Below are 12,089 nucleotides of genomic sequence, written 5' to 3'. Positions count from 1 at the left end.
TTCGTCGCCGTCATTGGTCTGCACCGATCCGGCTCCAGCGCCCTGGCCGGCGTCCTGCACCATCTCGGCGTCCACCTCGGCAACAAACTCGGCGGCTACGAACCGGCCGGCGGTTTCGAGGCCGTCACGCTGGCGCACCTGTGCGAACGGGCGTACCCGTTCCCGACGATCGAACTGGCCGTGCCGCGCCCGCAGCTTGTCCGTGACCTGTCGTCGTTCGTGCAGGAGAAACGCCGCGAGGCGCACTGGAAGAACACCATCGCCGGCGGCAAGTACCCGCACCTGTGCGCCATGGGCGACGAGCTGAAAGAGATCTGCGGCGATGCCCTCCGCGTCATCCACGTCAACCGCCCGCTCGATGAATCGATCGCCTCGCTCAAGAAGCGGTCCGCCCGGTCCAACGACTGGCTGCGCATCAGCGATGAGCAGGCCGAGGCGGTCCAGCGGTGGTTGTGGGATCGCAAGGCCGCGCTCCTCGACAGCGTCGATTATATGACGATTGAGTACGACGATCTGCTGGCTGATCCAGCACCGCAGGTCGATCAAATTCTGAAATACCTTAAAATCTCTGTCTCACTTGAACAGCGTGCTGCCGCCATCGCCCATATTCAAGCGAAGAAGGGGCTCGCTGCTTGAAATCGGCCATATTCTGGAGATCGATGTGCCCTTTGCACTACTGACTTACTCGACAACCAACCTCGGCGACGACATCCAGTCGCTCGCCGCCGCTCAGTTCCTGCCGCGCGTGGACGCTCTGCTTGATCGTGACCATCTGGATGAATATCGGGCAGACGATCCCACAGCGTTGATCTGCAACGGCTGGTGGGCGTATCGGCCCACGACTTGGCCTCCACCTCAAAAGATTCGGCCACTTCTGACTTCGATACATATCCGCCAGCAAGGCCCCGCGTTGGACCGCTTCACTTCGCCGGACTTGCGTGAGTTCTATGAACGCCATGGCCCCGTTGGTTGTCGTGATCGCTTCACTCTTGAGCGGCTTGAGCGCGCGGGTGTCCCGGCATACTTCTCCGGCTGCCTGACGTTGACGTTCCCGCGATACGACGGCCCGCGGAGAGACCACGTCGTCTTCGCTGATCCATTCGGCCCCGGTGAATTCGCGCGCACCTGCGCCAATGTCGGCGATCGCTGGTGGCGTTCCATCCCAGAATCGATCCGCCATAACACGACCTTCGTCACGCATCACGTTGAAGCATCGTGCCCCAAACCCAAACGCTTCGCTCTCGCCCGGGCACTGCTGGAGACGTACCGCCAGGCCCGGCTCGTCGTGACCAGTCGCCTTCACGCGGCGCTGCCGTGTGTGGCGATGGGTACGCCCGTCGTGTTGATCGAGCCGCGATATGAGCCGATGCGCCTCAGCGGGCTGGACCACCTGTTCACAATGCACAAGCGCGCCGACGCCATCGCCGGTCGCTGGAACATCGAGTGGCACGCACCTGCGCATATGGACACAATCACGCATGTTATTAATCCGTTGCAGTGTGATTTAGTCGAACGCTGTGCCCGATATATCAGCACATTTCCGGAGGATTAACCATCATGCTTCATGTCGCAACCGCCACGGACCGGGCCTATTGGCCGCATCTGCCCACCTTGCTGAACTCAATCGTCGCTCACACGAGTGGGTCCGTCACTGTGCACGTGTTAGTTCGGGATATCCCCGAGGCAATCGAATGGGCAAGGCGCAACTATAATGACGCATTGTGCATCAATGTCATCGATACCAGCGGGTTCATGGACGGTGTGCATCTGTACCTCGGCCACCACATCACACGCGCCACGATGGATCGCCTGCTGCTGCCCGATCTGCTGCCCAGCTTGGATCGCGTAATCTACCTTGACCTCGACACGCTCGTGCTGGACGATCTGAACGACCTCTATCCACGGGACACCGGTCCGGAGGGCCTGCTCGCCCGGCCGTCCGAACATCCGGGGTTCAGCACCGTCGGACGGGCGCTTCAATCCTGGCGGCACGACAACTTCGATCGCATCCTGCCCCTGATCGACCCCGATTGGCCGGGCTTCAACGCCGGCGTCATGCTCATGGACCTCGCCTGCCTGCGAGAGCGAGCCTTCGTCGAGCAGACGACACGCTGGGTGCGAGACTTCGGCGTCAACGATCAGATCGCATGCGCCCTCTACGCCCAAGGCAAGTTCGCGCGTCTTGAACCCGAGTGGAACGTCTTCATCGGCATGGGACATGAACGAATCGAAGACTGGCGCATTCTCCACTGGGCTGGCCAGAAGAAGCCCTGGTCATCCGATGCAAGATTTCATGATCAATGGAAACAATATGAACGCGGCCTTGTGTCGACACCCGCGATGATGCGAACACCAATCCTGCGGCACTCGCGCCTGCAGCGCTTCCCGCGACCACGGCATACAGGGACAGCCACAACAGTTCGACCGCCGATCTCACTGGTCACGGCATGCATGAACCGCCACGATCACCTGCGACAGACGTTGCCGACATGGCTGAACAAGGGCTTCGATGAGATCGTCCTGCTTGACTGGTCGAGCACGCCACCGTTACGAGACATTGTCGACGAGCACCAGGACGGCACGATCGTGTACGTCGAACTCGTCGAATCCCAGCGGCACTTCCACCAGGCAAAAAGCAAAAACTTGAAGATGCGGTTAGCGCGACATGCTTTGATCTGCATGATCGACTGCGACGTGCAGATTCTCGCGGATGATTTTCTTGCTCAACATCCGATGGCCGAGCGTATGTTCTATGCCCAAGGTGGTCAGAACCTTGGCGGCAGTGGTCTTTTCTGGCGGGCCGATTGGGATTGTTTCGGCGGATGCAACGAGAACATGGTCGGTTGGGGCCACGAGGACTCCGATATGCACCACCGCATGGAGGACGCCGGCTGGCGCTGGAACAAACTGAGCACCGACACGGTGCGCCACATCGATCACGACAACGATGATCGGACCCGGAACTTTGCTGTAGAGCACCGCGATCGCAGCCAGACTCTCAAAGCGAACAAGATGCTCGCTCAGGAATCGTCACGTTGGGATCAGGAAAATTTCCTCGTTCGCATCCACCATCCCGGCCAGCCACCGGAAGAACGCATGGTGTGACGACTTGACAGGCAGGATTGACGACCCCGTCACTGTTGCTACGATGACCCCACCATCATCGCCCCCGGAAGCGCCCGTGTCGACCTCGCGTCGGCCGGGCGTTTTGTTACTCGGTTCAGAACGTGAACAATTCTTTCACCCGAGCCGCGCGGTAGTAGATGGTCGACATCGTCGCCCCCATGAACTTCTCAAATTCACTGTTGAGCAGCGGCGGAACACCACACGGAAAACAGCCGTCGTTATAGACCGCGTAGATGATGCCTGCGGCCCAGCCTTCGGTCTTGCCTTTGAGCGGCGTCTCGCTGGCCCGCAGCAGACGCAGCGCTTTGTGGGCGCGTTGCTCGATCGCGGCGTCGGGGTGAGCTTCGAAGAATCGGTCCAAGTGCGCTCGGCATTCGGCTTCGAATTCGGGCGTCGTCGCGTTCATGGTCGCACTCCGAGATGGTGGTATTATTACTCAAGCTGACCGATCTCCCGGCCAACGATGATCTGCCCGATCAATGAAAAGCGGCTTCCCGTGACGATAAGCGTTATAGACACGCAACGTCACCGCTGGAGGAACCACATGGTCACTATCGGCAAAATGTTCCGAAAAAGCAAGCGTTTTTTCCGTGCCGTCGCCGGCTGCTTCACCTACGGCGGGTACGGGCACTTCTGGCAGTTCGTGCTGGCGCTGACCACCAGCCACGCGGGGACTCTCAAGCGCCTCATCGAGTTGCTGCGCGGGCCCGCCGCCACGTACCGCACCAACCACGGCGATTTCCTCTGGCGCAGCGGTTGGGACGAGGCGTGGGTGTTCCGCGAGATGCCCTGGATACGCTGCGTCGGCTCGACCGACTGGGCGTGCGTGACAAGCGCGTCTACTTCATCCTCGACGACACGCAGACACTCAAGCGGGCGAAGAAGATGCAGGCCGTGGGCACCGATGTTCAACAACACCGAGGTTGAAGCGGCACGATATGTTGTGCGATTACAGAATCGAGTTGAATCGCGTGAATGAGGAGGGCTTACAAAATGATAGGTGCGATCGACGGGATACAGCTTATGGCCATGCGTTCTGAGGCGGCATCATGAAGGATCAATCGTACCCGTGGCTGTCAGAGTGGAGCTACCGCCCGCACGAACTCAAGGTGTTGGATGATCTGTTGTTCCCCAACGCTCACGTGTTAGAGTGGGGGTGCGGCGAATCGACAATGTGGTTGGCTGCTCGTGTGGGCAAGCTCGTCGCCGTAGAGAGCAAGGCCGATTGGTACGAGAGGTGCTGTCGGAACAAACCGGCGAATGTGACGATCCATCTCGCGCAAAGTTGGGACGAATATGTGTTCAAGCCAGTGTTGGATGCGCCCTACGACATAATCCTGATCGACGGGGAACATCGCGTGGCCTGCGCCCAAGCCGTGGTGGACCATGGGTATCTCAAACAAGGCGGCTATGTCGTGCTGCACGACAAGGACCGTATGGAATATGCGGCGATTTATGACTTGTTCGACGTCGTACGGTCGACGCCATCGGAAGGAGACAAACGCGCCCCACACAAAGGGCTGGCGATCATGCAAGCCCGCGGAGATTGATATGTTCCCTCACGAACTCAGCGTGCCGGCCGACCTTCGCCCGCCCCGATCCTTGTTTGCAAACCATGGGGCCGTTCCGGGTGGGTGGTTCGAGCGGTTCGCTCACGCGAATGGACTGGCGGTCCCTGGGGTGGTGTACATCCCGATCTATTGGGCGACGCTTGGCGTGCCGAATTGGCCAAAGGCGATCGAGTGGTTGTCGCAAGCCGTCGAGCCGGGCGTGAAATACTATACGCTGTCGATGATCGGATTTCAGCATCTGGGGGAGGCGCGACGCGCCCCTTGGACCAAGAGGATCACTTTCATTGATACAGCGGCGGGTGACGTGGTGATTCCGCTGGTGCACGAAGCGCTATTGAACCGGTCGCCCGAGTTACGTGCCAAGAAGCACCTTGCAAGTTTTGTCGGAACTATCAATCAGTACACTGATTATCGCGGTGTCCGATCGCGGAGCATAAACAAACTGCCGGACGGATCTGTTGTGAAAGTGAATACCGGGCATGCCACCAAGATACCGTTGCCGTTTGAGGAGTATTTCCAGATCCTCCAGGAGTCGGAGTATGTTCTTGCCCCACGGGGCGCTGGCCCGACCAGCTATCGGTTGTTCGAGGCGTTCGCAGCCGGCAGCGTACCGATCTACGTCTGGAAGGATCATCGCGTGTTGCCATTTGCTCATTGCAACGATATTGACTGGGATGGAATGGCGATCGTGGCCGAAGATGAATGGAACGGGGAGCTTCAACCACGGAGTGTGAAAGCTGGTGCGGAGTACTTCAAGCGTTACTGCCAGCCCAAAGAACTGGTGCATCGGATCAAAGAAGAACTCATCCGTATCGCGGAGCAGCAGTAAAGGCAACCAGGAAACACCACCATGAGGTTCTTCAACTTAGACTTACATATCAGCGTGATCCGGGACGTGGCTGATATATTTCAGTCGCTCGGGCATGAAGTGGATGACATCAGCATGTCGGATCACACAAGATTCGCGGATAAGACAAAGCGATCAATGCCACCGCTGGACAATCCCGGCTACCGGCACCTCGACGACAAGGCCATCAGCCTGTGGGCGGACCGGTACGCGGATTCTCTCAAACGGTACGACGGGTTCATTGTAACGCACACACCCAGCTTCGCATTGCTGTATGAGCGGTTCGACAAGCCCATCGTCGTCGTCAACTCAACCCGGTATGAACATCCGTTCGAGAACAAGCCGCTCCTGCTGAACCGATTGAAGAAACTGCTCCGCTCCGACCAGGTGATCCTGGTGGCGAACAATCGGTACGATGTGGAGTACACCCACGCGGCCGTGGGCCGTCGGCCCCTGCACATCGAGAGCCTCTGCCGCTATGTCATGCACCGGTGGGTGGGTGGTGCTGGCGAAGCGCACGAGCTGCCCAGGCCGTGGACATGGGACCAGTTGGTCCGCTACGACGCGGTGCACGAGCGGCCGTACAATTTCAGTGTCATGTCGTGGTTCGAGCGGGCGTGGGCGGGCATCCCCATGGTGTTTCCGTCGCTGGACACGCTGGCCGCCGGCGGCTACTTTCAACAGCGTAGCTGGTTTCCTGACTCGCCGTACCCTGACATCAAGCAGATCAAGCTCTCGGATTTCTACACATTCAAGTGCGCTTCCGGCCTGGGTGACTACGCGGAGCGGTCTCAGGCCCAGTTGGATGACAACCGCCGGCGGGAGCAGGTGGCGCTTGAGGCGTGGTCCGTGATTCTTGGAGATATTCGATGAGCGACAATATCCTGCCAGACGGGGGCGAATGGGGCACCCACCTCAAGTATCTATTGGCGTGTGCGGCTCGGACGTCTGGTCCAATTTTGGAGTTGGGCGGTGGCGTGCATTCCAGTTCTGCGCTATCCCGCTTTGCTCGCGAACAATGTCGCAAAGTCGTTTGCTACGAGCCCGTGCCCTCATGGATTCAGAAGATCCGAAAGCTGGAGCACGAGCACTATCAGGTGAAGCCGTGTCCGTTGTCGTATCATGGCTACCCTGACTGGAACCAACTCCGATACGAGGCCGAACAATGGGGCGCGGTTCTGGTGGATCAAACGCCTGTATCCGGTCGCCTGGTTTCGATTGCCGCTTTCCTCGACGAGCAACATGGCGCGCAGGCGGACTTCATCGTCGTGCATGACACCGAAATCATTCCCGTGACCCGATACTATTACGAGCCGCTGCTTCGGCAATTTCAACACCGCTGGGATTCGCCTGATACGACCCGCACAACCGTGGTGAGCAACCATGAAGATTGCCGGTTTCTCGCCGGGAGCTGACAAGCCGCTCTACCGCGTCGGTGCGATGGGCGACGCCAAGCGTCGCCCCGGGTCGATTCGAAGCCGTCGAGCCTCCGCAACCATCAGTTTTTTTCTGTTGCCGAGGTGCCAATGCTCATCCTCATCGCACCGCTCGCCTACGAAATGATAGTTCTCCCGTGGCGTAGGAAACATCCGGACCAGATCCGTATATGTTTCCGCGAATGCGTCATGCACCAGTGCGGTCGCCCTAACTTTGGGCCATACAATCGCTTTCAGGAAATCCTGATCCTGTCCGTAACAATCTTTTGCGGCCCATGCCTCAACCCAATCCGGCATCTGCGGTACGCTCGTCGATGTGCCGCCGAACATTCCCCCCAGGATGGGCGCCGCATGGTCGGGATGGTCCCGCATGACATGGAACGGGGCTCCGCTTCGAACCCACTCGTCAACCGCCGCCCGTTCCCGATAGGTCAGCCGGCTGTCGCAGTCCCGGACCAGCCACCGCGAGAAACCGCGATCTGCGGCCGCTAAAAACCGCCAAAACATACCTGAGATGCCCCGATTCGGCGGCATTTCAACCAGATCGACCTTGAGTTTGAACAGCGTCTGCAAGATGTCCTTCGGCACCGACTCATCGTGGTAAACCCGCATCGTCCAGCCGGGGTACACATGTCTTGCCAGTTTGGCGTTGGCGACGGCCCCCCATAGGTAGTGACGCTTATCGCCCCAAAGGCTGAACGAGATCACACCGGAATCCGGCGTGCCACGATGCAGTCCGCAGTCCGCCAGGGAACATCGCCCGACGGTATCCGTGGGGCCTTCGACGCGCGTCCCATTAAATCGGACACCAGATGCGTGCATATGGATCGCCTTGACGTCGAAGCACGGATTTGCAGCGAGGTAATCATCACGGTAGAGCTGCCAGGCCAAACGGTTGTCGCAGCCCCATATGCCCATGGGGAAATCCAGATGGCCCATCGGCCTGACGCGGCCTTGGAAAATCCAGGCGTCCTGGCTCCAGTCTTCGTGGATTTCCAACACGTGTTCCCCGTTGTCTCTGTGCTCCCACCTCGTCAGCGCAAGGCACACGTTGTTCAGGTCGAGCCCTTGAATCATCGCCAGCGAATCGTCGAAGTAGATGTCGCTGTTGGCCACGATGTTCAGGTCGTTCGGGGACGTTGTGAACTGGTTCACGAGGTCGAAATAGTTTCGGAACGTCGGCCTCCGATACGGGTTTTTGCCGCAGTCGAGATTGACCACGACAACTTTCGGGTTGGTGCTGAACTTGGCGATCTCCTCCGGGGTCGCCTGGGAAATGACGACAAGCCGGTCGATCCACGGGTTCTCCAGATTCCTGGAAAAGCAAAAGTCCAGGTCGGCCCGACGGGCCGCGCTGGCGTGCGTAAAATAGTTCGTATACAGCGTCAGCATTTAATCACCGCCTTAATTTTGGGCGCGGGAAAGCTCGGCGATCGATCCGTAGTCGTCGGGGCGCGGTGGGAGGTTCCTCTATTCAGCCGACGCCGCAAGACGTGCGGGCTGAACGGCTGTCGCCACGCTCCGGGTGTCTTATCGATACGCTTATGGAGCCCGTTTCACGCCGATTCGATTCCACAGGCCGGCTTCATCTGTTCTCGGAGCCTCTTCAATGGCATGCCGTTTCAGCACGGAAAACGTGAACACCCTCATTCCGCCGTCGTCTGTTGTAATGGTAACGGATTGAGGTCCGGTCGCGCGCCACGTGCCCTTCCAGGCGCACGAAACTTCACAGCTATGGTCCGCTTTGAGCGTCAGGACACAACGCCCGTCCCTTGCCAATCTCCACTGTGTGCCCGCGAGCCAGGAGCCGTCTTCTTTTTCTTCTTCATCCGCGTGCTCGGCTTTCAACCCTTCGATCGCTTTGTTGATCCGAACGATCTCATCCGCATTGGCGGCCTGCGCGGCTTTGGCTTTCGCGCGTTCAAGATCAGCTACTGCTGTGTTCATCCGCGACTTGCGATCCCGTTCATATTGCCGATCCAACTTGTTAAGATCGCGTTGCAGACTAACCCATGCCTGCTTCGCAGCGATGGTTGTCAACTCGTAAGGGTTGTTCGCATCGTCACCCGCCATCAAAAGGCTGGTGCATAGGAGAATGACGACCGACAGGGCCGCATGGCGTCGAGACATGACGATATGTCCTCAGCAGGGATGATATGTATGGCTGCCTGAGCAATTACGAGCGTACCACAAACGATGGCGTTGTTCCACGGGCTGTTACGCTTTCGACGGTTTTTCCTGAATCGTGGTGCGATTGCTGCGAGACGCATCATGGTAGGCGAAAGCCCCCAAATGACGGACATTGAGCCAAGGATGCGACAAGTCCACTCTACCATACGTGCGGTAGTATTTTATAAATGATCGACATTCATTTTTGTATCCATCAGCTGTTCCCGGTTCAGTAATTCGCTGTTCGAATCTTTCAATGACACCGTCGATCCATTTGAAATGATGCACGCGATACTGTTCCGTGAACCCAAGCGGCACACGGTCGTAATACGCGTTGAACGTGTCGTGTTTTCCGCTGTTAAGGTGCACCCGCCCGCGACACAACATAATTTTCTGATTTAGGGCGGCCAAAATGGACTTTGTGATATCGGCCGCCAGCGGAAATTGTTCAGAAATGCAAGGTTCGTCGCGAATCGGATGCAGCACGCCATCCGCGGCGACCCTGTCAACCATCCAGCCCCTGACCGCCCAGGCATCGGCCTTATTCATCTGTCGAACAATGTCGATAAGCGGGGCCGGGTATTCATGAAACTCGTCCAAGTCCAGATGCAGCACGTAGTTGTCGTCTTGCATGCCCTCTCGTCTGAGCAGTTCATTTTCAACCCCGAACCGCTCCATGCAGTCAAAATACTGCGCGGGGGTGAAATGAACGACGGTAGGATAATCGACAGCGATCTTGGCAACCGACTCCGCAAGCTCTGGGCTCTTGCCTCGCACAGACAAGACGATCTTGTTCACTCCAAGCCGCGTATAATGGCGAAGAAAATGCGGAACAATCTCCAGATTGTCAAAAATCGACACGGCTGCATAAATCGTTTCGCTCATAGACGCACGTTTGGCCGGTCTCAGGCCTCCGCTCATTTCACCAACCGCAACACATTAGGGGGCGACAATCATGAACACGTAGCAGGTCGCTTGTTCAACGATACGCGTCTGTTGCAGGATATTCATAGAAGCCGGTTTCTGCCTGCCATATCAAATGGCCACGTGCAGGGCCCCGGTCGTCGATTGCCACGCCTCCCATCGCGCAAGTGCATCGCTTGCCGTCTGTGTCTCGATCTCAACCACCCTGATCTTTTGATCAGCGATCGCCTCAGCCACCAGGTCCACATTTGCTTCTGGATGCCAAATCGCCACAACGCCGTTATGAATGGCATCGGCTTCCTTCGAAACGCAGTCATACCAGTCGCGCAATTTTGACGCTTGCTGCTCTAGCGGAGAATTGAAGACGTCGATCAGCCCGTTATCGATGTCGGTTTCGGAATCTCGCCAAAAGCCGGTATGGAAACCGTGGCGGCGAAGTTCCTCCACCACGTGCCGAGGGGCCCGCAACAACACAACCGCACGGTCTAAACGGCAGCCATGCTTCCGATTGATCCGCAATCCCGTAGGCATTGCGGCAAGCGCCTCTTCGACCGTGTTCGCGACCATCTCGAAGACGGCTCCATCGGTACAGTCCCGCACCAGATCGACCGTCGCCTTGGGGTGCCAGACGGTGCAAACCATTGCTTCCTCGCTGGCGACCTCCCATTGAATCATATTGATCCAATCGCGCAGCTTTGCTCGGATGCCGTCTGCAGTTGTCTGTTCCCGGAAAATGTCCCGCAGCCCCACATCAATATCGGTTTGAGAATCCCGCGTGTAACCTGTATGGAAGCCGTAACTGCGCAGTGCTTCGGCCACTTCGCGCGGTGCCCGCAAGACAACCACAGGAAGACCCGGCGGCGGCGGCACCCAGAACTTCTTGGCATTGATCGCCCCATTGATATCGGAGCGTGTGCGATCTTGACCGAAGATGAACGGATCGGGCGCATAAACTCGATAGGCCGACTGGAACGGCCCCATGACATGATCGCAGTGGCCGGAACTAGAGCACCATTTGCGGTACAGATCCCGCATGTATTTGCCCCGAACGGCGTAGCCGTGCGTCCTCTGGCAGTTCGTGCAACGAACCACACCGGGCTTGACCTGATTAGGCGTATTGTTGATGTGCTGACCACCGAGCATCAACTGGTCCCAATCATCGGGCACTGCCGACAGAAATCGCTCGATATCCTCCCGGAACGTCGGTCGCATGCAGACATCGTCCTCTAAAACCAGCAACGATCCCACGTCATCCATGATCGCCCGCTCGAGTACCTGCCGATGGGACTGCATGCACCCCCAAGCGCCGCCTCCCGCCGTCCAGCCGATGGGAGCCGGAACCTTGCCGCTGCCGCCGTCGATCGCATCAAATCGTTCAGGCCTGCGGAACGGCCAATCGCAATCAGCCAACGCCTTTTCCAATTGGGCCAATCGATCCGGTCGGCGACGAAGATTCACCACGACGACGCGATCAAAATATCGATAAAGGTCATGATTCGACGATGAGGCCGTTTGGTTCGCAGCAACGCCGGTTGTTTGAACATGCTCATCCCCTTGTGGCAGCACTGCAGTTTCAATATCCGACTCAGCCGTCCTGCGGACCGGTGAATCTTGATCCATCACGGACAAATCCTGCTGAATGGCAACCTGCTCATCTTTCGCTTCGATTTGCCGCTTCAACCCGCGCCATTTTCCCAAGATGCACTGTCCATGTGTGAAAGAGATTGATACACCGGTCGCGCTGCAAACCGCCATCCGGTCATCCCCGCCGCGATAATTGTCACATCGCATGCAGATCGCACGCCGATCGCTTCGGACATCCATCGCTTCGACGATCATGTATCTATGCCTCCGGATCGCTTCACTACGCCACCAGGGAATTCTCGCCCCCACAAGATTACGTACAGAAGATAGCGATAATCTGTTCGCGGATCAATAGCATTTATCATTCAAGACTGCCCTCGGAGAAGCTCAGAGCAACGAACATGTGGATATGGTTATAAATATTTCGGCACG

Annotated in this window: 13 protein-coding genes; 8 read left to right on the top strand and 5 right to left on the bottom strand. The window is 57.9% G+C overall.

Annotated features, from left to right (window positions below):
* The 3 genes from GC162_20450 to GC162_20440 all read left to right on the top strand — a co-directional run.
* On the top strand, positions 1-636 hold a 636-nt coding region (locus GC162_20450; protein ID MBI1371012.1), incomplete at its 5' end, for a hypothetical protein.
* Entirely contained in the window at positions 569-1,552 is a 984-nt protein-coding gene (locus GC162_20445) for a hypothetical protein (GenBank protein ID MBI1371011.1), read from the top strand. The genes GC162_20450 and GC162_20445, both read left to right, overlap by 68 nt.
* 5 nt (positions 1,553-1,557) lie before the next feature.
* The gene (locus GC162_20440; protein MBI1371010.1) at positions 1,558-3,105 is read left to right on the top strand and encodes a glycosyltransferase; all 1,548 of its coding nucleotides are present in this window, start codon (positions 1,558-1,560) and stop codon (positions 3,103-3,105) included.
* 115 nt (positions 3,106-3,220) lie between these two features.
* Here the strand turns inward: GC162_20440 and GC162_20435 are convergent, their stop codons facing one another.
* Complete coding sequence (locus GC162_20435; protein ID MBI1371009.1) at positions 3,221-3,532, bottom strand: hypothetical protein; 312 nt, start codon at positions 3,530-3,532, stop codon at positions 3,221-3,223.
* A gap of 138 nt (positions 3,533-3,670) precedes the next feature.
* On the opposite strand from GC162_20435, the gene GC162_20430 reads away from it, so the two are divergent.
* The 5 genes from GC162_20430 to GC162_20410 all read left to right on the top strand — a co-directional run bounded on the left by GC162_20430 (position 3,671) and on the right by GC162_20410 (position 6,959).
* Entirely contained in the window at positions 3,671-4,105 is a 435-nt protein-coding gene (locus tag GC162_20430; GenBank protein ID MBI1371008.1) for a hypothetical protein, read from the top strand.
* 70 nt (positions 4,106-4,175) lie between these two features.
* Positions 4,176-4,676 (top strand): hypothetical protein, encoded by a 501-nt coding sequence (locus GC162_20425; GenBank protein ID MBI1371007.1) that lies wholly within the window; start codon positions 4,176-4,178, stop codon positions 4,674-4,676.
* Complete coding sequence (locus GC162_20420) at positions 4,513-5,526, top strand: hypothetical protein (GenBank protein ID MBI1371006.1); 1,014 nt, start codon at positions 4,513-4,515, stop codon at positions 5,524-5,526. The genes GC162_20425 and GC162_20420 overlap by 164 nt, the downstream gene beginning before the upstream one ends.
* 21 nt (positions 5,527-5,547) lie before the next feature.
* The gene (locus GC162_20415; protein MBI1371005.1) at positions 5,548-6,417 is read left to right on the top strand and encodes a hypothetical protein; all 870 of its coding nucleotides are present in this window, start codon (positions 5,548-5,550) and stop codon (positions 6,415-6,417) included.
* The gene (locus GC162_20410) at positions 6,414-6,959 is read left to right on the top strand and encodes a hypothetical protein (protein ID MBI1371004.1); all 546 of its coding nucleotides are present in this window, start codon (positions 6,414-6,416) and stop codon (positions 6,957-6,959) included. Before GC162_20415 ends, GC162_20410 begins: the two co-directional genes overlap by 4 nt.
* A 9-nt stretch (positions 6,960-6,968) precedes the next feature.
* Here GC162_20410 and GC162_20405 read toward each other — a convergent pair whose 3' ends face one another.
* From GC162_20405 to GC162_20390, 4 genes are all read right to left on the bottom strand, one after another.
* Positions 6,969-8,372 carry a hypothetical protein gene (locus GC162_20405; protein ID MBI1371003.1) on the bottom strand — a complete coding sequence of 468 codons (1,404 nt, stop codon included), beginning with the start codon at positions 8,370-8,372 and terminating at the stop codon, positions 6,969-6,971.
* 150 nt (positions 8,373-8,522) lie between these two features.
* Positions 8,523-9,110, bottom strand: a complete 588-nt coding sequence (locus GC162_20400) for a hypothetical protein (GenBank protein MBI1371002.1) — start codon at positions 9,108-9,110, stop codon at positions 8,523-8,525.
* Between the two features lie 87 nt (positions 9,111-9,197).
* Complete coding sequence (locus tag GC162_20395; GenBank protein MBI1371001.1) at positions 9,198-10,070, bottom strand: hypothetical protein; 873 nt, start codon at positions 10,068-10,070, stop codon at positions 9,198-9,200.
* A 114-nt stretch (positions 10,071-10,184) separates the two neighbouring features.
* Positions 10,185-11,912 (bottom strand): hypothetical protein, encoded by a 1,728-nt coding sequence (locus GC162_20390; protein MBI1371000.1) that lies wholly within the window; start codon positions 11,910-11,912, stop codon positions 10,185-10,187.
* Positions 11,913-12,089 lie beyond the last annotated feature (177 nt).

This window comes from Planctomycetota bacterium, assembly GCA_016125255.1.
Lineage (GTDB): Bacteria > Planctomycetota > Phycisphaerae > Phycisphaerales > Zrk34 > RI-421.
The sequence above is the reverse complement of the archived record's forward strand: the minus strand, read 5'-3'. Positions and strand labels throughout refer to the sequence as shown.